Raw genomic sequence first — 21,533 nt, forward strand, 5'->3', positions numbered from 1 at the left:
CGCCACCGGTTATCTGCTGATATGGCGTGTGATTTCGGCGGTGGCCAATTTGTCGGGGTTGCGGATGGCGAAGATGTGTTCCACCTTGCCATCCTCGATCGAGACGGCGAGCACCACGTCTAGGCGCCCTTCGGTGTAGATCAGCAGTGCCGGCGTGCTGTTGAACGTGCTGAATTCCATCCGCACATCGGGGAACTCCGCGGCGGCACGCGATAGCCCGATCGCCACGCGGGCCACCCTGTCGGCGCCGTATACGGGCCGTCGCGCCGCACTGACCTTGCCGCCGCCGTCGGACGTCCAGACAGCGTCCGGGGCGAGCATCTCGACCAGCGCGTCGACATCGCCACCGGCGGCGGCGAGCAGAAACTTGGTGGTCAGCTCCTCGGCCTGCCGATCGGTGGGCGTGAATCGGCGTCGCCGTGATTGCACATGCGCGCGGGCACGGTGCGCCATCTGGCGCACCGCAACCTCGGATTTGCCTACCGTCGAGGCGATTTCGGAGTAGTCGAAGCCGAACACTTCGCGCATCACGAACACGGCACGCTCGTCCGGGGCCAGGGTTTCCAACACGACGAGCATGGCCATGGAGACCGATTCGGCCAGCACCACATCGGTCGAGGCGTCCTTGTCGCTGTCGTCGTAGGCCACCCGTACTGGCTCGGGCAGCCACGGCCCCACATACTCCTCGCGACGACGGCTGTTGGTGCGCAGGGTATTCAGGGCCTGGCGGCTGACAATTTGTGCCAAATAGGCCTTGGTGTCGGTCACGGTGTCCAGGTCCACCTGCGCCCACCGCAGATAGCTCTCCTGCAGTACATCATCGGCTTCCGTTGCGGAACCGAGCATTTCGTATGCGATGGTGAACAGCAGCGGGCGCAGGTGGGTGAACAGCTCGGCATGATCGGTGCCGGACACCGCTACACCTGTGCTCTGAGTGCCTCGGCACGCTTGCCGCCCTGCGGCCAGTAGTACCAGGTGGGGTGTTTGGCCGCGGTTGCCAGGATGGAAAGTGTTCCCTTGCAGACCATTTCCTTGATGGCGGCGCCGGTGCGTCCGCCGATATACAGCGTGCGCGGCGTGTCGTCGGTATGGCCTACCTGGATGACCGCCGCGCGGCGGCCGATGCTGACGTTTTGCCCGGTGAAGATTTGTGTGCGCGCCTCGGGCCGCAGACCGTCGACCAGGGCGAGCACCGTCTTGACGGCGCGAGCGGCCAGCGGCCCCGCGGCCTGGCAGCTCATCCGCAACGGCACCCCCGACGGGCTGGCGGCGTCTCCGGCGGCGATGATGCGGGGGTTGTCGAGGCTCACCAGGGTTTCATCGGTGAGCAGGCGGCCCAGGGCATCGGTGCGCAGCCCGCTGTCGATGGCCAGTCGCGGCACGCCGAAACCCGCGGTCCACACCGTCAAAGCGCTCGGTAGTACCCGGCCGTCGGACAGGGTCACCGAATTCTCGTCGACCCGGATCGCCGTCGCCGGCGCCTGTACGTCGACGCCGAGCTTGCGCAGTCGCTTGGCCGCCGCCCGCCGGGCTGGTTCGCCGACGGACGGCAACAGCTGCGTGCCGCAGATGAGGGTCACCCGGCGCCCGGCTTCGGCGAGTTCACCGGCCAGCTCGACACCGGTCAGGCCCGCGCCGACCACCACGATGGGCGCGTCCGGCGCCAGCCTTTCGTATCGCGTACGCACCTGTTGGGCATGCTCGAACTCGTTGATGGACAAGGCGTATTCGGCCACTCCAGGGACATCGGGGGTGCTGGTGGTGCTCCCTACGGCGTAGACCAGATAGTCATAGGGCAGCACCGCGCCCGAGGCGAGTTCCAGTTTCTGGGCGCCGGCATCGATGTAGGTCACCTTGTCGACGACGAGGCTGACCGCCGGATTGAGCAACTTGTCGTAGCCGGCGGTAGCGGTGGCATTACCGGCGACCAGTTGGTGCAGGCGAATCCGTTCCACGAAGTGCGGCCGGGGGTTCACGAGGGTCACGGTCAGGTTTTTGTTGGCCAGCAATTGGTTGGCCGCCAGGGTTCCCGCGTAACCCCCGCCGATCACGATCACTGTGGTGTTCTCGGTCATTTCGGTGACTTCCTTTCCGTCGCTGATGCCCTTAAGACACCGGGGCGACGAAATCTGTGACGGACCGTGACCGGGCTCACATTCGGCGGCCTACTTGGGCACCTGATATTTCGGGAACACACCCGTCGGCGCGGGCAGGCTCACGCCGGGCTTCAACCGTGTTCCGATGGCCGCGAAGTCCCGCTGATCGTCGGCCTGGCCCAACAGATCCAGCAGCTTGGCTGCCGACTCGGGCATCACCGGCTGCACCAACAGCGCGACAATTCGAACCACTTCCAGCGTGGTGTACAGCACGGTGCCGAAGCGCTCTTGGTCCGCCGCGGATCCGTCTGTCTGGAAGCTCTTGGCCAGCACCCAGGGCTCCTGTGCCGAGAAGTACCGATTGCTCGCCCCCAGCACCTGCCAGATCGCTTCCAGCGCCAGATGCATGGCGGGCACCTCGAAATGCGTCCGGGCCTGCTCCAGCAGCGTGTCGGCGGCGGCGAGGAGTTCGGTGTCCTCGGGGGCGAATTCACCCGGCTCCGGCACGATTCCGCCCAGGTTCTTGGCCACCATCGACAGTGACCGCTGCGCCAGATTGCCCAGCTCGTTGGCCAGGTCGGCGTTGATCCGTCCGATCAGGCCTTCTTCGGTATAGCTGCCGTCCTGCCCGAACGGCACCTCGCGCAGCAGAAAGTAGCGCACCTGATCCAGGCCAAAGGTGTTGACGAGGTTGATGGGGTCGACGACGTTGCCGATCGACTTGCTCATCTTCTCGCCCTTGTTGGTCAGGAAGCCGTGCGCGAAGACCCGCTGGGGCAGCGCGATCCCGGCAGACATCAGGAAGGCGGGCCAGTACACGGTGTGGAACCGGATGATGTCCTTGCCGATCATGTGGATGTTGGCGGGCCAGTACCGCCCGAACAGCTCCGAATCGGTATCCGGGTAGCCGACCCCCGTCAGGTAGTTGGTCAGCGCGTCCACCCACACGTACATGACATGTTCGGGGTTGTCGGGGACCGGCACGCCCCAGTCGAAGGTGGTCCGTGAGATGGACAGGTCGCGCAGCCCGCCGGAGACGAAGCTGACCACCTCGTTGCGTCGCACATCGGGGCCGATGAACTCGGGATGTGCCTCGTAGTGCGCCAGCAGCTTGTCCTGGTACGCCGAGAGCCTGAAGAAATAGGAATGCTCCTCGGTCCAGTCGACCGGAGTCCCCGTCGCGGTGGCGGTGCGGGTGCCGTCGGGGGCCACCGTGGTCTCCGCGTCGGTGTAGTACGCCTCGTCGCGCACCGAGTACCAGCCGGAGTAGGTGTCCAAATAGATGTCACCGTTATCGGCCATCTTGCGCCAGATGGCCTTCGAGGCCTCGTAGTGATCCGGGTCGGTCGTGCGGATGAACCGGTCGAAGGAGATGTTGAGTGTGCGCTGTAGCGCCTCGAACACATCGGAATTGTGCCGGGCCAGCTGCGCGGTGGGGATTCCGGCCGCGGCGGCCGTCTGCGCCACCTTCAAACCGTGCTCATCGGTGCCCGTGAGATAGCGCACGTCGAAGCCGTCCAGCCGTTTGAAGCGGGCGACGGCGTCGGTCGCGACGTACTCATATGCGTGTCCGATGTGCGGTTCGCCGTTCGGATACGCGATGGCGGTGGTGATGTAGAACGGATCCAATGATTCAGGCATGGTGGGAGCAACTGTATCTATCCAAATAGAATGGATACCTGATGACGCCCGGCAATAACAGGCAGGCCCCACCCGACCGCATTCGTTCCCGCCCACCCGACCCTGAGCCGCTCGCGCCTCTCATTGACGCCCACACCCATTTGGACGCGTGCGGCGCCGTCACGGCAGCGGATGTGCGCGCCATGGTCGACCATGCGGAGTCCGTCGGTGTCGGACGAGTCGTCACGGTCGCCGACGACCTGGACTCGGCCCGGTGGGCGGTCTCGGCGGCGGCCGCCGATCCACGTGTCTATGCCGCGGTGGCGTTGCATCCCACTCGCGCGGGGAACCTCACCGACGAGGCCCGTGCCGAATTGGAGACGTTGGCGGCTCATCCCCGGGTGGTGGCGATCGGGGAGACCGGTCTGGACCTGTATTGGCCGGGTCGTTTGGAGGGGTGCGCGGAGCCGTCGATTCAGCGCGAGGCATTTGCTTGGCATATCGAGCTGGCTAAGCGGACGGGCAAGCCGCTGATGATTCACAACCGTGATGCGGACGCGGACGTCCTCGATGTGCTCAAGGCGGAGGGCGCGCCAGGCTCGGTTATCTTCCACTGCTTCTCGTCGGATGCTGACATGGCGAAAAAATGCATCGCTGAGGGCTGGATTCTGAGCCTGTCAGGGACGGTCAGCTTCAAGAACGCCCGCGCTCTGCAAGAGGCTGCCGCTCTCATTCCCGACGAACAACTGCTGGTAGAGACCGATGCGCCCTATCTGACACCCCACCCGCACCGGGGTGCGCCCAACGAGCCGTACTGCCTGCCGTACACCGTTCGCGCCCTGGCGGAAATAACTGGGCGAACCGCTGACCGGTTAGCGGAAGCCTCGTCTACTACCGCAATCGCGGTGTTCAAGATCGTTGATGAGTTGCCCCCACGCGATGCTTTCGTTACCGTGTCGTGATCAATGAGGATGATTATCAGCCGAATTTCGCCGTGTGAAATCCGGTATCGAGGCTCCGAAACGAACGCAGGAAACCCCTACTCGTGAATGCACTGACGAAGCTCAACGCAACGCGATCGCCCTTGCTACGCGCCCTCGTGGCCGCCCTGCTGGTGGTGATCGGCGCGGGCGGCGGCTACGCCATCGCTGCGCACAAGACGCTGACTCTCAACGTCGACGGAAACGCCATGACGGTCACGACCGTGAAATCGCGGGTGTCCGAGGTCCTCGCAGACTATGGATACGCGCTGTCCGACCGTGACGATGTCGCCCCCGCCAAGCACGATTCGGTGCGTGACGGCGACACCATTGTTCTGAAGCGTTCACGTCCGCTGGACATCTCGGTGGACGGGCAGGACACCCAGCAGGTGTGGACCACCGCCAGCACGGTGAACGACGCGCTGTCGCAGTTGTCGATGACCGATACCGCGCCGACCGCCGCCACCCGCGGCAGCCGCCTCCCGTTGGAGGGCATGTCGCTGGCCGTGGTGAGTGCCAAGACCGTCCAGCTCAACGACGGCGGCGTGATCAGCACCCCGCGTATCGCCGCCCCCACCGTGGGTGCGCTGCTGGAGGCCACGGGTAACCCGCTGCAGCAGTTCGACACCGTCGATCCGGCGCCGAGCACTCCGGTGACCGCGGACATGCCGATCACCGTGACGCGCATCCGCGTCAGCAAGGTGACCGAGCAGGCCCCGCTGGCGCCGACCCCGCAGAAGATCGAAGACCCCGAGATGAACATGAGCCGCTCGGTGGTTCAGGATCCGGGCGCCCCCGGTACCCAGGACATCGTCTACTCGGTGCTGTCGGTCAACGGCCGCGAGACCGGCCGCATGCCGGTGTCCAACAACGTGCTGACCCCGGCGCGCGACTCGGTGCTGCGTGTGGGCGCCAAGCCCGGTACCGAGGTACCGGCCGTCACGCGTGGTTCGGCCTGGGATGCGCTGGCGCAGTGCGAGGCCGGTGGCAACTGGGCCATCAACACCGGCAACGGGTTCTACGGTGGCGTGCAGTTCGACTACGGCACCTGGCTGGCACACGGCGGCGGCAAGTACGCGCCCCGCGCCGACCTCGCGACGCGCGAGGAGCAGATCGCGATCGCGGAGAAGACACTGTCGGCGCAGGGGTGGGGCGCTTGGCCGGTATGCAGCGCGAGAGTTGGTGCCCGCTGACCATCAGGCTGCTCGGCCGTACCGAGATCCGACAACTGGCCAAGGATCTCGATTTCCGACCGACGAAGACGCTGGGCCAGAACTTTGTTCATGACGCCAACACCATTCGCCGGATCGTGTCGGCCTCGGGTGTGGGTAAGGGCGACCACGTCATCGAGGTCGGGCCCGGGCTCGGCTCGCTGACGCTGGGTCTGCTCGATAAGGGCGCCGCGGTGACCGCTGTCGAGGTCGATCCCGTGCTGGCGCGGCGCCTTCCGACCACTATCAAGGAACACTCGCACAGCGAGTTCAACCGATTCTCGGTGATACACCAGGACGTGCTGAACCTCACGCCCGCCGATATTCAGGGCGAGCCGACGGCGATGGTGGCGAACCTCCCGTACAACGTCGCGGTGCCCGCGCTCCTGCGAATCCTGACCGAATTCGACTCGGTGAAAACCATTTTGGTGATGGTTCAGTCCGAGGTCGCCGATCGCCTGACCGCGGAGCCGGGTTCGCGGATCTACGGGGTGCCCAGCGTCAAGGTGCGCTACTTCGGCAAGGTGAAGCGTCTGGGCACGGTGTCGCCGGCGGTGTTCTGGCCGATCCCGCGGGTGTACTCGGGACTGGTACGCATCGATCGCCACGCGGATGCGGCATGGCCCTCCGACGCCGGGTTCCGCAAGGAGCTCTTCGATCTCATCGATATCTCGTTCGCGCAGCGCCGCAAGACATCTCGTAATGCCTTCGCCGAATGGGCGGGCTCGGGTGACGAGTCGGCGCGTCGGCTGCTGGCGGCCAGCATCGACCCCGCGCGCCGCGGCGAGACGCTGGATGTCGCCGATTTCGCGCGGCTGCTGGAACGTTCGGCAATCAGCTAATTCCCGCCCGTCATCTCTCGGCGCTGAGTGGCGGGCTATTTGTCGCCGAGATTGGGCGGGTCGTCCATCATCGGGGTCTCCGCGATGACGGGGTACGCGCCGGTGTAGCCCACCCGCTCCTGCGCGAGCCGCATCACCCGGTCCCGCTGCAGGTACCAGCCGATGATGAGCAGTGGCGTAAAGATCCCGATGGCCACCAGGTTCCAGTAGTTTTCGTAACACATGAGAAGTAGCACGGCGATCAGGAAAACGACCGTGGCGTAGCCGGTGTAGGGAGCACCCGGCATCTGGAACTTGCCGCGCTTCAAGATGCCGTGTCGTGACCACTGATAGAGCCGCAACTGACAGATCACGATGGTGGCCCAGGACGCCAGAATGCCGAGCGCGGCGACATCGAGCGCGGTCTCGAACGCGCGGGCGGGGATGACCATGTTCATGAACACACCCAGGACGGTGAACGAGCCGGTGAGCAGGATGCCCGGATAGGGCACGCCGCCGGAGGACATCCGTGAAAGAAATGACGGCGCACTGCCGTTCATGGACATCGACCGCAAGATGCGCCCGGTGCTGTACAGGCCGGCGTTCAGGCTGGACAGCGCCGCGGTGAGTACCACGAAGTTCATGACGTCGCCGGCGTGGGGAACTCCCACCCTGGCGAAGAAGGTGACGAACGGGCTCTCGCCGGCCTTGTATGTGGTGTATGGCAATAGCAATGCCAGCAGTACGAGCGAGCCCACGTAGAAGATGGCGATGCGGAATACGACGGCATTGATGGCCTTGGGCATCACTTTTTCGGGGTTCTCGGTCTCGCCGGCAGCGGTGCCCACCAGTTCCACTGAGGCATAGGCGAACACCACGCCCGAGGTGATCAGCACCATCGCGAGCAGTCCATTGGGGAACAGGCCACCGTTGTCGGCGATCACGGAGAGGCCCGTGGTAGAGCCGTCGACGGTGAAACGTCCGGCCAGGAAGACGATGCCGAAGATCAGGAAAGCTACCAGGGCAACGACTTTGATCAGTGCTGCCCAGAATTCCATTTCGCCGAAGAGCTTTACGCTGATCATGTTCATGGTCAACACGATGATCAGGGCGATGAGCGCGATGACCCATTGCGGCACCGCCTTGAAGGCTCCCCAGTAGTGCATGTACAGCGCCACCGCGGTCACGTCCACGATCGAGGTAGAGGCCCAGTTGACAAAACACATCCAGCCCGCGACGTATGCGGCCTTCTCTCCGAGGAATTCACGAGCATAGGAGACGAAGGAGCCGGAGGAGGGGCGGTGCAGCACCAGCTCGCCGAGCGCGCGCAGCATGAAGAAGACGAACAGGCCACAGATCGCGTACACCACGAACAGTCCGGGCCCGGCACTGTGTAGGCGGCCGCCGGCGCCCATGAACAGGCCGGTGCCGATGGCGCCGCCGATGCCGATCATTTGGACTTGGCGGTTCTTCAAGCCTTTGTGATACCCCTCGTCCTCACGAGTGAGGGCCGACACATCGTAATTAGCTGGAGACGCCATGGAGCGACGGTACCGGGGATTAGGTCATCGCGTGTGTCAAAAGTGTTATGAACTCCGTACATGTCGGGTAGCGACTTAACGGATCCTTGGACATTGCCTTGGCGACGATGGAATCGAAAGCACGGGGGATGTATTTATGGCGGTATGAGATTGGCCACGGCGCGGCGTTGAGGTGCATATCGGCGAGTTTGAGCATGGTGCGCGCGGTGAACGGAGGTTTGCCATCGAACAGTTCCACCGCGGTGCAGGCCAGCGCATACTGATCGGTGGCGGCCGTCACAGGTTGCCCGCGCAGTACCTCGGGTGCCGCGTAGGGCAGCGATGTCTGCACAACGGGCCGCCGTGGCCCATCGGCATGGGCGAGTTCCTGGGCGATGCCGAAATCGGTGAGTACGGCGCTGCCCGAGCGCGTGCGCATGATGTTGGACGGCTTGACGTCGCAATGTACGACCTGTTCGTCGTGGATGAAGTCCAGGGCTCCGGCGATTTGTTGCAGCAGAGTCAGTTTCAGAGGGATGATCCAACTCTGGTTCGTGCCCACCAGGTCCTTGGCGGAGCCGCCGGTGAGCGCCTCCATGGTCAGCCAATCCTGGCCGCGTTCGAAGACCGTGACGATGCGCGGATGTGAAAACCGTTGGGCCAAATCGAATTCCCGGTGCAGCCGGTCAATGTTCTCCGGGTTCCGATGCCGCAGTTCGAGCACCTTCAGGGCAACCTCAAATCCGTCGTCGACGCGGTGTGCGAGATACACCTGCGCCGTCCCGCCACGGCCCGCGAGGGAACCGACGACATAACCGTGGAACTCTTCACCCGGAACCGGCATGTACCGAGGGTGTCACGAATCGCCCAGCCTGGTGGAGTGGTTCGGTCTAGTACGACGCTCTGGGGAACTCCGTTGTCGCCGGATCCGGTCCCGCGCCGACGGGTGCCGGGGCCGGGGGAGGCGGTGTGGTGTCCGGCTGCGGAGTTCTCGGCGGTGGCAGCGGCCGGGTACGCACATTCAGCGGCCACCAGAACCAGCGACCGAGGATGGTCGCGATGGCCGGCGTCATGAACGATCGCACCACCAGGGTGTCGAACAGCAGACCGAGGCCGATCGTGGTGCCCACCTGACCGATGATGGTCAGGTCGCTGATCGCCATGGCCATCATGGTGAAGGCGAAGACCAGGCCGGCCGAGGTCACCACGCTGCCGGTGCCGCCCATCGCCCGGATCATGCCCGTCTTCAGGCCGCCCGGGAGTTCTTCCTTGAGCCGGGAGACGAGCAGCAGGTTGTAGTCCGAGCCGACGGCCAACAGCACGATGATCGCCATCTGCATGACCATCCAGTGCAGTTCCTTGCCCAGGATGTATTGCCAGATGATGACCGATAGGCCGAATGATGCTCCCAGGGAGAGCAACACGGTTCCGACGATCACCAGCGAGGCCACGAAGCTGCGGGTGATCAACAGCATGATCAAGAAGATCAGGCACAGCGCGGAGATGCCGGCGATCATCAGGTCGTAGCGGGCGCCGTCGGCCATATCGTGGAATGTCGCTGCGGTGCCGCCGAGTTCGATCTTGGCATCTTCGAGCGGCGTACCTTTGACCGCCTCGATGGCCGCTAGCTTGATCGGCTCGATATGCGAAAGACCTTCCGGCGATGTGGGATCGCCGCGGTGGGAGATGATCATGCGCAATGTCTTGCCGTCAGGCGACAGGAACATCTTGAGGCCGCGCTTGAAATCCGGGTTGTCGAAGATCTCCGGCGGTAGATAGAACGAGTCGTCGTTCTTGGCCTTGTCGAATGCCCGGCCCATGGCGGTCGAGTCCTTGCTGGTCTCGTCCTGCAGGTCGTACATGCCGGCCATGGTGCTGTGCATCGTCAGCATCATGTTTTGCATCGACTCCATGAGCGGGATCATGTCGCGCATGTCCTCGACCATCTTGGGCATGATGACGTCCATCTGCTCCATCGAGACGATCATGCCGTCCATGTTCTCGGTGAGTTCGTCGATCTTGTCCAGCACCTCGAAGATCGACCGGAACGCCTGACACACCGGGATGTCGAAGCAGTGCTTCTCCCAATAGAAGTAGTTCTTGATGGGGCGGAACCAGTCGTCGAAGTTCTCGAGACTGTCGCGCATGTCGTGGATGGTGCCTTGCAGGGTGTGCATGTCGACGATCATCTGGTGCATCACGCCGGTGAGCTCGGTCATGTTGGCCAGCATCTTCTTCATGGTGGTTACCATGACGCCCATCTGATCGGCCTGGACCTTCATATCGGCCATGCGATCCTTCATCAGCTTCAGGTTCTGCACCTGGCCGACGCCTTGGGCGCTGATGAGGAACGGGATGGAGCTGTGCTCGATCGGTGTGCCCTGGGGGCGGGTAATCGCTTGCACGCGTGCGATTCCCGGCACGCGGTAGACAGCCTTGGCGAGCTTGTCGATGACCAGGAAGTCCGCGGAGTTCCGCATATCGTGATCGGACTCCAGGATCAGCATTTCCGGATTCATCCGGGCCGGATCGAAGTGCCGGTCGGCGGCTTGGAAGCCCTGATTGGCGGGGATGTCCTTGGGGATGTACTTCTTGTCGTCGTAGCTGGTCTTGTAGCCGGGCAGGGCGGCCAGACCGATGATGGCGATGGCCATCGACGCGGCCAGGATGGGGCCGGGCCAGCGCGTGATGGCGGCGCCGATGCGGCGCCAGGTGCGAATGCGCATGGCGCGCTTGGGTTCGAACAATCCGAACTTGCTGCCGATGGTGATCAGCGAGGGGCCCACGGTGAGGGCGACGGCGACCGCAGTCAGGACCGCGACGGCACAGGGCACACCCAATGTCTGGAAGTACGGCATGCGGGTGAAGCTCAGGCAGTACATGGCGCCCGCGATCGTCGACCCGGTGCCCAAGATGACATGCGCTGTGCCGTGGAACATCTCGTAGTAGGCCGCCTCGCGATCGAGCCCGTTGACTCTCGCCTCCTGATACCGCCCGATCAGGAAGATGGCGTAGTCGGTTCCGGCCGCGATGACCAGGACCACCAGGAGGTTCACCGCGAAGGTGGACAGCCCGATGATGTGGTTGTCGCCCAGCACCGAGATCATTCCGCGTGCGGCGCCCAGCTGGATGCCCACCATGAGCAGCACCATCAGCACGGTGAAGATCGACCGGTAGAAGAACAGCAACATGATGATGATGACGATGAACGTCAGCCCGGTGATCTTGAGCATGCTGCTGTCGCCGGCGTGGCCCATGTCGGCCTGGAGGGCGGCAGCGCCGGTGACGTACACCTTGAGGCCGTCCGGCATGGCCTTGGGATTGCCGTGTTCGTCGGTCGTGAGTTTCTTGACGATGTCGCGGACGGCTTCGATCGATTCGTTGGCAAGCGTCTCGCCCATGTCACCGGAGAGGTTCACCTGGACGTAGGTGGCCTTGCCGTCGGTGCTTTGTGCGCCGGACTCCGTCAGCGGATCGCCCCAGAAATCCTGAACGTGCTGAACGTGTTTGGTGTCGGCACGTAGTTGCGACACCATCTCGTCGTAGAACTTGTGCGCGCCGGGTCCCAGCGGTTGGTCGCCTTCGAGCACGATCATGGTGACGCTGTTGGAGTCGGACTCCTGGAACAGCCGCCCCATGTTCTTCATCGCCTTCATGGAGGGCGCGTCGGAGGGGCTCAGCGAGACGGCGTTTTCCTGGCCCACCTGTTCGAGCTGGGGAGCCGCCAGGGCGAGGATGACGACGAGTGCTACCCAGCCGACGACGATGGGGACCGACAGGCGGCGGATCCATTTGGCCACGAAGGTGGGCTCTCCGTTTGCGTGCGACCCGCTCATGCGGACTTCACAAAGCAGTAGACGTAGGCGCTCACCTCGTTGGTATACCTCTCGTCTTTTTTCTCGTCATTGGCCGTGATGCGGCAACCCAGCCCGTCGGCATTGCGCGTCTGGGCCAAGATGTTGCCCGTCATCGACGGCGCGGTGGTGATGATCTCGATCGACCACGGTAGCGTCGCCCCGTTGATTTGGTGGGGCTCCCCTTCCTTGTCGATGTAGTTGATGTCCGCAATGGTGCCGGGCGGGCCGAAGATCTCGTAGAGGACATGCTTGGGCTTGGAGTTGTTTTTGTCGTCGGTCATGCTGCCGGCGTAGGTGGGCAGCTGATGCGAACCGAAGATGCCGCGAATCCGCCATACCGCGAAGCCCGCGATGACCAGGACCAGGACCATGACCACCGGGATCCACGCCCGCTTCAGAACGCCAAAAATCGCAGGACCCCTTCACCCGTTGCTGTAGATCAGATCGCTTACTGCGGACTAGCTGAACAGCAATGCTTCACCTGCAGGGCATGCTGACCAAAAAACATATGAAGCATTCAATTCTTAACGCATGGCATGTGCGTTATGGGCAACCTACCAGCGGGTTCATGTGCCCGCAAGTCACACGCCGTGCGTTATCTTGGGGGAGATGACATCCCTGAGTTTTCGGCGCGCCCGCTCCGAGGAAAACAAGCGTCAACGTGCGGCGACGATCGTGGAAGCCGCACGTGCCTTGGCGCTGGAGTCGGGTGTCGCGTCGGTCACTCTCACGGGATTGGCCAATCGTGCGGGTGTCCACCACTCCGCCGTGCGCCGTTACTTCAGCTCCCATAAAGAGGTGCTGCTGCGGCTGTCGACCGAGGGCATGGCGGCGCTGGCCGAGTCGGTCTGTGCGGCGCTGGAGGGCTCGCAGGAGCGATCGCCTATCGAGGTCGGCGCCATACTTTCGGGCGCCCTGGTGGATGCGCCACTGTTTTGCGACCTGTTGGGCAGTCACTACGTCCACTTCGAGCATGAGGTGGTGATCGACCACGTCCGCGAGGCCCAGCGGGTGAATCAGGCGGCCGCGATGACCATCGTCGAGGCGATCGAGCGGTCGGCACCGCAGATCGATCGCGAAGGTGCGCTCGACATCGTCATATCGTCCTTCGCGCTCGCGGCGATGTTGTGGCAGTTCGCACATCCCCCGAAGGGGCTCGAACACGACTTCAGTAACGAACCCGGCATTCCCGACGACTGGGACACCGACTTTGGCAGCACCCTCACCCGGCTGCTGACCGCGACGTGCATTGGTGCGGCCAAGTAGCCCTGTCCGCGATTGAGACGGCAGCTATAGCGTGCTGGGCCACCAGATTTTGTTGCCGATGATCGACATTGCCGCCGGAACCAGGACGGTGCGCACGATGGTGATGTCGAGTAGCAGTCCAACGCCGATGGTGAAGCCGATCTGTAGCAGGTTGATCACGCTTCCGCTCATCAGTGCGAACATCGTCAGGGCGAAGACGAGCCCCGCGGTGGTGATCTCGCTCCCGGTGCTGCCGAAGCCGCGGAGAATGCCGCGGACCATGCCGTCGTGCGACTCCTCTCTGATTCGGGCCGCGAACAGCATGCTGTAGTCGGCGCCTACCGCGATCAACGCCATGAACGACACCGGGAAAACCGACCAGTCGACGTCGACTCCGATGATGTGCTGCCAGAACAGGATTGTGATGCCGGCGGCCGCGGCGAACGACAACGTGACCACGGCCACCATGAACAGTGGTGCGAGCAGGCTGCGCAAGAGGACGGCCAGCACCAGGAACACTCCGAGCATGGCTACGACACCATAAGTGGCGAAATCGCGCCACACCTGATCACGCATGTCCGCAGACAGCGATGCCAATCCTGTGCTTGCAAATTGCGCGTTCCGCAGGCTCGTGCCGACGGCGGCCTGGGTGGCGGCCGAGGCAAGCTGATGTGCGGTATTCAATGCCCGATAGCTGTCGGGTTCGACGTCGAATACCACGAGCATCCGGGCGGTCTTGCCGTCGGGAGAGAACAACAGTTCCTGCCCGGCGACAAACTGTTTGTCGGTGAAGCCTTGTGGCGGTAGATAAAAGCCGGCCCCAGGACCGGCGGAGGTATGCGCGCCGATGTTATTGAGGTAGCCCGAGGCTTCCTCCAGCCCGTTGTTGAGTTCACCGGTGAGACCGGAGATTTGATCGACGCCGCCCTTGACCTGGGCGATGCCGCCGGAGAGTCGCGATACTCCTTGAGCGAGTGTCGCCGCTCCCTGGACCAGTTCGTCCAGCTGTTTGCGAACTTGCGCCGGCGATTGACTTCCGAGTTGCTTGGACAGCGATTGGAGCCGAGCGAGGGCGTCTTTGACCCGAGGCAAAGCCAACCGTGCGCTCTGAATGCCTTCCTGGGGGACGGCCGTCGACGCCAGGAATTGTCGCAGCACCCGGGTAGTGGCGCCGTTGGAGATCGAGTCGAGTTCGTCGAGCTGCGCCCGGGCGTGTGCGCAGATCGGGTTGGTGGTGCATGCCGGAATCGGTTCTGGAGTCAGTGCGGGACCGAGCACCGATCCGAGTGTATTCACCGCATCTGCCGTGAACGCATTGGCGCTCAAGGCTTGTAAGGAACGATCGAGAACGTCCACCAGCCCGGTCAGGTCGGCAAGCGTCTGTGGGATATCGGCCGTGCTGTTTGTCGCGGTCGATAGGGCTTGTCCCGCCGACTCATAGCTGCTGATGATGGTGCGTGCGAGTTCGACGACCTGTCTGGTACCCGCCACCAGTCGTGGCGCGTTGGCCGCCGCAGTATCGGCTCCGCCCTGCAGCTGTGCCAGCCCGGATGCCAGTCGCCCCAGATCGGGGCGGGACTGGGCAATACGCTGCTGTGCTTCCTCCAGGCGTTTGCCGATGACACCGGCCTGATAGCCGGTGGTCGTCTCCGTGAGGGGCTTGCCTGCGGGCCGCGTTATCGATCGGACGTAGGCGATATCGGGCAGCGTGGATATGGCAGTGGCGATGTGCTCGAGGGCTGCCAGGTCGTCGGTGTTGCGCATGTCCGTGGCAGAAGTGACGACCAGGTATTCGGGGGCGGCGTCGTTCACCCCCCAGTGGGCGCGCACCTTTGCGTACCCGGTGGTGCTTTCGGTGTCGTTCAACAGCATCGAACTCTCGCGGAAATTCACGCGGAAAGTGGCGACGACCGAAGCGGCGGCGAGCAAGAAGACTACGCACGCGGCACTGAGCGCCCCGGCATGGCGGATAATCCTCGCGCCTGTGCGTCGCCACCTGAGCTCGTTGAGGTGCCGAGGTTCGGCGTACCCGCGTGTGCCCAGGATCGACAGAATCGCGTACGGCACAGTCAGGGACACGGCGAGTGCCAACACGATGGCGATGGCGATCGGGGGGCCCGCGGCTTTGAACATGCCCAGCTCGGTAAAGGCCATGGCAGACGCCGCTACAGCGATGGTCAATGCGGACGCGGCGAGGATTCCGTTGACCTTGCTGCTTCCGTGACGCAGGGCCTGCGAAACGGAGAGCTTTGCTCGGCGTCCCTCGTGGTAGCTCGCGACGATGAAAATCGCATAGTCGGTGGCGGCGCCGAGTAGTAGTGCTGTCATCAGCGAGATCGTGAAATTCGATACCAGCAGAACTCCATGCTCACCGAGCAGCGATATCACCGGGCGCGCCACGCCGAGGGCGATGCCGATGGTGATCAGCGGCACCATCGCCGTCACCAGCGAGCGGTACACCGCCAACAGCACCAGCGTGATCAGGACTATCGAGACGGCGGTGATCACCAATAGCGAGGAGTCCATCGCGCTGAACATGTCGGCCAATGTCGGTGAGGGCCCGGTGAGATAGATGTCGAGCCCCGGCGGTTTGGGCAGACCGTCAATCATCTGACGGATGCGCACGGTGTTCTCGTGGGCTTTCGTCGTTCCGATGTCGCCGGTGCCGGCGAGGGCGAGGTTGATCGCCTTGCCGTCCGGGCTCAACCCAATATCACGCAGATTTTCGCTGGTGTACGCGTCGAGCATGTACGCGACGTTCTCGGTATCCGCGCGCAGGGCATCAACGAGCTGTCTGTACACCCGCCGATCGCCTTCGTTGATGCCTTGCTCATCTACCAGCACGATGCTGCCGATGGCCGAGGAGGCCGGCACGCCAAAACGTTCCGACATGTACTGAAAGGTGTGTGCAGCTTGGGTGTTGGACGGCATGAAGGGCGCGGAGTGCTTGGCTACCGTCGTTTCGAGCTGGGGTATCCCGAGGTTCAGGATGACGAGGACCGCCAACCAGGAGCCGATGACCAGCCAAGGACGCCGCCACGAGAACCGGCTGACCGTGCGAAGCGCCGGGTGATCACTGTGCGCCATATAAGCCACCTTCGTTGCGACACCCCAGGGGGTAGACCGATCGGTATACGTGGGCAGCATATAGACCGATTGATCTATTGCCAAGCCTGGTGCCGTGCGCGGTGTGCAGATGCCTGAACAGCGGAGCAGGCTCGATGGCGGTCAGCTCAGCTGTTTCTGGAACCAGAAATGTGCGTACTTCTCCTGGTTGAACGCGGCGACTTCGTCATAACCCGCCGACCGGTACATGGCGATCGCCTCGGTGAGTGCCCGATTGGTGTCCAGGCGAATCGTGTGAGCACCGTGATCCACCGCTAGCCGCTCCAGTTCGGCGAGAATTCGCTTTCCGAGTCCCAGGCCGCGGACATGGGGGGCGATCCACACGCGTTTGATTTCGGCCGTATCGGTGTGTGGAGGCAGCTTCAGCCCGGCGCACCCGACAGGCTCCTCGTGCAGGGCGGCGACCAGAAACAGGCCGGCGGGGGCGCAGAGCTCAGCATCACCGGCCGGCAGGGTGAGTGCGGGATCGAATCCGTCCTCAAACCTCGCGGAGATCTCCTCGAAGTAGGCGCGAATGCAATACCGGGCTTCGGGCGTACGGGTATCCATGACGGCGATCTGAACCTGCGAGGCGACGAAGAGCCTCTCGACCTCGGCCATGGCGTCGGCCAGCCGTTGCCGCTGATTCACGCTCAGGGGTTCGAGGATCGAATGCGCCAGGTCATCGGAGCGGCGGTCGAGCTCGGCCAGTTCGGCGCGCCCGGCCGCGGTGAGGCGGGCGGTGCGCACCCGGGTGTCGCCGTCGGCCGCGGTGACCTCGATCAGCCCGGCGCCCTCCAATGCGCGCAGCAGCCTGCTGAGATACCCCGAGTCCAGGCCCAAGCGCGCCCGCAATTCTCGGATATCGCAGCCGCTGTCCCCGATTTCCCACAACACCCGCGATTGCCCGAGTGGGCGGTCCCGGGCGAGGTATTCGCTCTCCAGGACTCCTATCCGCTGTGTGACGGTGCGGTTGAAGCTGCGCAGGCCATCGACCAGGGCATCGGTCATTTCCCTGACTTTAGTCAGAGAAGGCCTCGATGTCTGCGTTGTGTGATGGATGAGCGCCATTCGCGCCGCAGAACGTACCCTCAGGGGCGTGTCCGAGACCGTCTCCGATTGGGTTCCTACCGGCGCGGTGACTGTCCGGGCACCCGGCAAGGTCAATCTGTACCTGGCCGTAGGTGACCTCCGTGACGACGGCTATCACGAGCTGACCACGGTTTTTCACGCCGTTTCGCTGGCCGACGACGTGACCGTGCGGGACGCCGACGTGTTATCGATCGATGTGGTCGGGCAGGGCGAGGGCACGGTGCCCACCGACGAACGCAATCTCGCCTGGCAGGCCGCCGAGCTTTTCGCCGATCACGTGGGCCGCGCCCCCGACGTCTCGATCTTCATTAACAAGGACATCCCCGTCGCGGGCGGTATGGCCGGCGGATCCGCCGATGCCGCTGCGGTGTTGGTGGCGATGAACGAGCTCTGGCATGCCGGTGTGCCGCGCCGGGACCTGCACCACCTGGCCGCTCAACTGGGCAGCGATGTCCCCTTTGCCTTACATGGCGGCACCGCGCTGGGCACTGGCCGGGGTGAGCAGCTGGCGACCGTATTGGCGCGCAATGTCTTTCATTGGGTGTTCGCCTTCGCCGACGGGGGACTGGCGACGCCTCAGGTCTTCAAGGAGATCGACCGGTTGCGTGAGAACGGCGATCCGCCGCGGCTCGCCGAGGCGGATGAGCTTTTGGGTGCGCTCGCCGCCGGGGACGCGCGCCGGCTGGCGCCGCTGCTCGGTAACGAATTGCAGGCCGCGGCGGTCAGCCTGAACCCCGAATTGCGGCGCACGCTGCGGGCAGGGGAGTCGGCCGGCGCCCTGGCTGGAATCGTCTCCGGATCGGGCCCCACCTGTGCGTTCTTGTGCACCTCGGCCGACGATGCGGTGCAGGTGAGTGCGGAGCTGGCGGGCGCGGGGGTGTGCCGCACCGTGCGGGTGGCCAGCGGACCCGTGCACGGCGCACAGGTCATCCAGGGCCGCAGTGACGGCTGACCCGACACGCCCGCGACCGCGACACGCCGAATACCAAGATCACGGTGGGTTTGGCCGATGATTAAGAAAAGCCTAAGATGCTAGCGGATTGTTAGAAGGCATCCGGACTGTCACCTGAACGATACGAATCCGCTGCTACAGGCTCCGCGCGCGCCTACCGCACGTCGCGGCCTAGGTGGCGGACCATCCGATAAGGAAGCGTGACTCGCCCAGCAGGCCTAGGCCAGGAGGAACTGTGAGCAGGTTTACCGACGAGCTGTACGCCAACGCGCTGTCAAGCAGCAAGGGCATGGTCACCGGCGAACCCGATACTCCGGTCCGGCATACCTGGAAGCAGGTCCACGAGCGCGCCAAGCAAGTTGCGGGTGGACTCGCTGGAGCTGGGCTTGGCCCTGACGATGCCATCGGCATGTTGGTCGGCATGCCCGTGGAGATCGCTCCGGCGATCCAGGCCGTGTGGATGCGCGGTGCCTCGCTGACAATGCTGCACCAGCCGACCCCGCGTACCGACCTCGCCGTATGGGCCGAGGACACCCTCAAGGTCGTCGACATGATCGGCGCCAAGGCCGTCATCGTGTCCGCTCCGTTCGACGCCGCCGCTCCGGTTCTGGAGGAGAAGGGCGTCATCGTCGTGCACATCAAGGATCTGTGGGACGCCGACCCGATCGAACCCCTCGAGGCCGATGAGGACTCCGTCGCCCTCATGCAGCTGACGTCCGGCTCGACCGGATCTCCCAAGGCCGTCAAAATCACCCACCGCAACCTGTACGCCAACGCGCACGGCATGTACGTCGCCTCCAAGTACAAGCCCGAAATCGACGTCATGGTCAGCTGGCTGCCGCTATTCCACGATATGGGCATGGTCGGCTTCCTGACGGTGCCCATGTTCTTCGGCGCCGAGCTCGTGAAGATCACCCCGATGGACTTCATGCGCGATGTTTTGTTGTGGGGCAGGCTGATCGACAAGTACAAGGGCACCATGACGGCCGCTCCGAACTTCGCGTACTCGTTGTTCGCCAAGCGGCTGCGCAACCAGGCCAAGCCGGGCGACTTCGACCTCTCGACGCTGCGGTTCGTGCTTTCCGGTGCCGAGCCGGTGGACCCCGCCGTGGTCGAGGACCTATGTGATGCTGGAAAGCCGTTCGGCTTCAAGCCTTCTGCGATGGTGCCCGCCTACGGCATGGCGGAAACCGCGCTGGCCGTGTCCTTCTCGGAGGTCGAGGCCTCCGGTCTGGTTGTCGACGAGGTCGACGCCGATCTGCTGGCCGCCCTGCGGCGAGCCGTTCCCGCCACCCGTGGCAACCTGCGCCATTTGGCCACGCTGGGCCCCCTGCTGCCCGGTATCGAGGCACGGGTTGTCGACGAGGACCTGAACGTGCTGCCTGCGCGCGGCGTCGGTGTCATCGAACTGCGTGGCGAGTCGGTGACTCCCGGTTATGTGACCATGGGCGGATTTTTGGCCGCGCAGGACGAAAACGGTTGGTACAACACCGGCGACCTCGGCTACCTGACCGAGAAGGGCCACGTTGTGGTGTGCGGTCGCGTCAAGGACGTCATCATCATGGCGGGCCGCAACATCTACCCGACCGATATCGAGCGTGCCGCAGGCCGCGTCGACGGGGTGCGCCCCGGCTGCGCCGTCGCCGTGCGGTTGGAGGCCGGTGTGGACCCCAAGAACCAGCGCGAGACCTTCGCGGTTGTGGTGGAGTCCAACGCCTTCGAGAATCCGGACGAGGTGCGGCGGATCGAGCAGCAGGTTGCCCACGAGGTGGTCGCCGAGGTAGACGTACGGCCCCGCAACGTGGTGGTGCTCGGCCCGGGCAGCATCCCCAAGACCCCGTCGGGCAAGCTGCGCCGCTCGACGTCGGTGGCGCTCGTCATCTAGGGCCTACCGCAAGGCGTCGAACGACCAACGCCGAACGTAACGCCACGCACTGAATCGACGCAGATCGTATGTGTGCGGTTACATTCGCGCAGCGACATCACTCGAACGGCACAGGAGGCATCCTGACCACCTGTGCGGCGTAGCTGAGCCCGGCGCCATAGCCGATGAGCAGCGCCAGATCGCCCGGCTTGGCGGCGCCGGTGGACAGCAGTGTCTCCATGGCCAACGGCACCGATGCCGCCGAGGTGTTGCCGGTGTGCTCGATGTCATTGGCAATGACCGCATCCGCGCGCAGGTGCAGATTCTTGGCCAGCAGCTCGTTGATCCGGGTGTTGGCCTGATGCGGTACGAAGACATCGATCTGCTCGGGCCCCACCTTCGCGGCTTCCATGGCTCGCTGTCCGACCTTACCCATTTCGAATGCGGCCCAACGGAATACCGACGTACCCTCGATACGTAAGTAGGGGCGCGGGCCCTCCGGATCGGGTGCCGCCGCGAAGTCCATCCAGTCGATGTCCTGCCGAATGGCGTTGGATTGGCTGCCGTCGCTACCCCACACGGTGGGGCCGATACCTTGTTCGGCGGTCTCGCCGACGACAACCGCGCCGGCCCCGTCGCCGAAGATGAAACAGTTGCCGCGATCGGTCATATCCAGTGCGGGGGAGAGTTTTTCCGAGCCGATCACCAGCACCTTGCTGGCGCTGCCGCCCCGGATCATGTCGCCCGCCACGCCCACGGCGTATCCGAATCCGGCGCAGCCGGCCGACAGGTCGAAGGCGGGGACACCTTGGGCGCCCAGCGCGGTGGCCACGGCCGGGGCCGAGGCCGGCGTCTGCAGGTAGTGCGTGCTGGTGGCGACGATCACCGCGTCGATCTCGGCACCGGTCAGCAAGGCATTGGCGATCGCCTTGCGCCCGGCCTCGATGGCCAGCGTCTGAGCGGTTTCCTCATCGGCGGCGAACCGCCGGGTTTTGATGCCGGTGCGGGTGTAGATCCACTCGTCCGAAGACTCGATGCGCTCGCAGATCTCGTCGTTGGTGACCACGCGCTCGGGTCGGTACGCCCCCAGGCTGAGTAGGCCGATCTTGTTGATGCCGGTGATCTCCGCGATATCGGTCATGAGGAGACCATAGCGGGCACATCCAGGGA

16 protein-coding genes are annotated in these 21,533 nt (G+C 64.1%); 6 read left to right on the top strand and 10 right to left on the bottom strand.

Annotation, left to right across the window (positions count from 1 at the left end):
• Positions 1–9 precede the first annotated feature (9 nt).
• The 3 genes from MAB_RS05860 to metG form a co-directional block, all read right to left on the bottom strand.
• Positions 10–915 carry an RNA polymerase sigma-70 factor gene (locus MAB_RS05860; protein ID WP_005109953.1) on the bottom strand — a complete coding sequence of 302 codons (906 nt, stop codon included), beginning with the start codon at positions 913–915 and terminating at the stop codon, positions 10–12.
• 2 nt (positions 916–917) lie between these two features.
• Positions 918–2,075, bottom strand: coding sequence for an NAD(P)/FAD-dependent oxidoreductase (locus tag MAB_RS05865; protein WP_005109955.1), 1,158 nt, complete (start codon positions 2,073–2,075; stop codon positions 918–920).
• Positions 2,076–2,165: 90 nt separating this feature from the next.
• Positions 2,166–3,737: a methionine--tRNA ligase gene (gene metG / locus MAB_RS05870; protein ID WP_012296388.1), complete on the bottom strand. Its 1,572-nt coding sequence runs from the start codon at positions 3,735–3,737 to the stop codon at positions 2,166–2,168.
• Between the two features lie 41 nt (positions 3,738–3,778).
• On the opposite strand from metG, the gene MAB_RS05875 reads away from it, so the two are divergent.
• The 3 genes from MAB_RS05875 to rsmA all read left to right on the top strand — a co-directional run bounded on the left by MAB_RS05875 (position 3,779) and on the right by rsmA (position 6,749).
• Entirely contained in the window at positions 3,779–4,678 is a 900-nt protein-coding gene (locus MAB_RS05875) for a TatD family hydrolase (RefSeq protein WP_005115795.1), read from the top strand.
• A gap of 83 nt (positions 4,679–4,761) precedes the next feature.
• Positions 4,762–5,889 carry a resuscitation-promoting factor gene (locus MAB_RS05880; protein ID WP_005082874.1) on the top strand — a complete coding sequence of 376 codons (1,128 nt, stop codon included), beginning with the start codon at positions 4,762–4,764 and terminating at the stop codon, positions 5,887–5,889.
• Positions 5,862–6,749, top strand: coding sequence for a 16S rRNA (adenine(1518)-N(6)/adenine(1519)-N(6))-dimethyltransferase RsmA (rsmA, locus tag MAB_RS05885; protein WP_005066428.1), 888 nt, complete (start codon positions 5,862–5,864; stop codon positions 6,747–6,749). Before MAB_RS05880 ends, rsmA begins: the two co-directional genes overlap by 28 nt.
• A gap of 35 nt (positions 6,750–6,784) precedes the next feature.
• On the opposite strand, the gene MAB_RS05890 is transcribed toward rsmA, so the two are convergent.
• From MAB_RS05890 to MAB_RS05905, 4 genes are read right to left on the bottom strand one after another with little or no spacing between them, the layout of a single operon-like run.
• Positions 6,785–8,269 (bottom strand): amino acid permease, encoded by a 1,485-nt coding sequence (locus MAB_RS05890; RefSeq protein ID WP_012296389.1) that lies wholly within the window; start codon positions 8,267–8,269, stop codon positions 6,785–6,787.
• Positions 8,270–8,288: 19 nt separating this feature from the next.
• Positions 8,289–9,092: a serine/threonine-protein kinase gene (locus MAB_RS05895; protein ID WP_005092864.1), complete on the bottom strand. Its 804-nt coding sequence runs from the start codon at positions 9,090–9,092 to the stop codon at positions 8,289–8,291.
• A 46-nt stretch (positions 9,093–9,138) separates the two neighbouring features.
• Positions 9,139–12,084 (bottom strand): MMPL/RND family transporter, encoded by a 2,946-nt coding sequence (locus MAB_RS05900; protein WP_012296390.1) that lies wholly within the window; start codon positions 12,082–12,084, stop codon positions 9,139–9,141.
• Positions 12,081–12,476 carry an MmpS family transport accessory protein gene (locus tag MAB_RS05905; RefSeq protein ID WP_005118317.1) on the bottom strand — a complete coding sequence of 132 codons (396 nt, stop codon included), beginning with the start codon at positions 12,474–12,476 and terminating at the stop codon, positions 12,081–12,083. Before MAB_RS05905 ends, MAB_RS05900 begins: the two co-directional genes overlap by 4 nt.
• A 238-nt stretch (positions 12,477–12,714) precedes the next feature.
• Here MAB_RS05905 and MAB_RS05910 point away from each other — a divergent pair, with 238 nt between their 5' ends.
• Positions 12,715–13,371: a TetR/AcrR family transcriptional regulator gene (locus MAB_RS05910; RefSeq protein WP_005084166.1), complete on the top strand. Its 657-nt coding sequence runs from the start codon at positions 12,715–12,717 to the stop codon at positions 13,369–13,371.
• Positions 13,372–13,395: 24 nt separating this feature from the next.
• Here MAB_RS05910 and MAB_RS05915 read toward each other — a convergent pair whose 3' ends face one another.
• The gene (locus tag MAB_RS05915; protein WP_012296391.1) at positions 13,396–16,437 is read right to left on the bottom strand and encodes an MMPL family transporter; all 3,042 of its coding nucleotides are present in this window, start codon (positions 16,435–16,437) and stop codon (positions 13,396–13,398) included.
• A 141-nt stretch (positions 16,438–16,578) separates the two neighbouring features.
• Positions 16,579–17,466 carry a bifunctional helix-turn-helix transcriptional regulator/GNAT family N-acetyltransferase gene (locus MAB_RS05920; RefSeq protein ID WP_005109964.1) on the bottom strand — a complete coding sequence of 296 codons (888 nt, stop codon included), beginning with the start codon at positions 17,464–17,466 and terminating at the stop codon, positions 16,579–16,581.
• A gap of 49 nt (positions 17,467–17,515) precedes the next feature.
• Between MAB_RS05920 and MAB_RS05925 the strand changes: the two genes are divergently transcribed.
• Entirely contained in the window at positions 17,516–18,499 is a 984-nt protein-coding gene (locus MAB_RS05925; RefSeq protein WP_021269012.1) for a 4-(cytidine 5'-diphospho)-2-C-methyl-D-erythritol kinase, read from the top strand.
• Positions 18,500–18,734: 235 nt separating this feature from the next.
• Positions 18,735–20,384 carry a fatty acyl-AMP ligase gene (locus MAB_RS05930; protein ID WP_005084171.1) on the top strand — a complete coding sequence of 550 codons (1,650 nt, stop codon included), beginning with the start codon at positions 18,735–18,737 and terminating at the stop codon, positions 20,382–20,384.
• Between the two features lie 97 nt (positions 20,385–20,481).
• On the opposite strand, the gene MAB_RS05935 is transcribed toward MAB_RS05930, so the two are convergent.
• Entirely contained in the window at positions 20,482–21,504 is a 1,023-nt protein-coding gene (locus tag MAB_RS05935; protein WP_005109965.1) for a beta-ketoacyl-ACP synthase III, read from the bottom strand.
• Positions 21,505–21,533 lie beyond the last annotated feature (29 nt).

The sequence above is a fragment of the Mycobacteroides abscessus ATCC 19977 genome (assembly GCF_000069185.1).
In the GTDB taxonomy this organism is placed as follows: Bacteria; Actinomycetota; Actinomycetes; order Mycobacteriales; family Mycobacteriaceae; genus Mycobacterium; species Mycobacterium abscessus.

Coding starts and splice junctions, on each gene's coding strand:
- MAB_RS05925 (WP_021269012.1), top strand. CDS start 17,516: ATGAGCGCCATTCGCGCCGCAGAACGTACCCTCAGGGGCGTGTCCGAG.
- MAB_RS05890 (WP_012296389.1), bottom strand. CDS start 8,269: ATGGCGTCTCCAGCTAATTACGATGTGTCGGCCCTCACTCGTGAGGAC.
- rsmA (WP_005066428.1), top strand. CDS start 5,862: ATGCAGCGCGAGAGTTGGTGCCCGCTGACCATCAGGCTGCTCGGCCGT.
- MAB_RS05915 (WP_012296391.1), bottom strand. CDS start 16,437: ATGGCGCACAGTGATCACCCGGCGCTTCGCACGGTCAGCCGGTTCTCG.
- metG (WP_012296388.1), bottom strand. CDS start 3,737: ATGCCTGAATCATTGGATCCGTTCTACATCACCACCGCCATCGCGTAT.
- MAB_RS05875 (WP_005115795.1), top strand. CDS start 3,779: ATGACGCCCGGCAATAACAGGCAGGCCCCACCCGACCGCATTCGTTCC.
- MAB_RS05905 (WP_005118317.1), bottom strand. CDS start 12,476: ATGGTCCTGGTCCTGGTCATCGCGGGCTTCGCGGTATGGCGGATTCGC.
- MAB_RS05865 (WP_005109955.1), bottom strand. CDS start 2,075: ATGACCGAGAACACCACAGTGATCGTGATCGGCGGGGGTTACGCGGGA.
- MAB_RS05935 (WP_005109965.1), bottom strand. CDS start 21,504: ATGACCGATATCGCGGAGATCACCGGCATCAACAAGATCGGCCTACTC.
- MAB_RS05900 (WP_012296390.1), bottom strand. CDS start 12,084: ATGAGCGGGTCGCACGCAAACGGAGAGCCCACCTTCGTGGCCAAATGG.
- MAB_RS05910 (WP_005084166.1), top strand. CDS start 12,715: ATGACATCCCTGAGTTTTCGGCGCGCCCGCTCCGAGGAAAACAAGCGT.
- MAB_RS05920 (WP_005109964.1), bottom strand. CDS start 17,466: ATGACCGATGCCCTGGTCGATGGCCTGCGCAGCTTCAACCGCACCGTC.
- MAB_RS05895 (WP_005092864.1), bottom strand. CDS start 9,092: ATGCCGGTTCCGGGTGAAGAGTTCCACGGTTATGTCGTCGGTTCCCTC.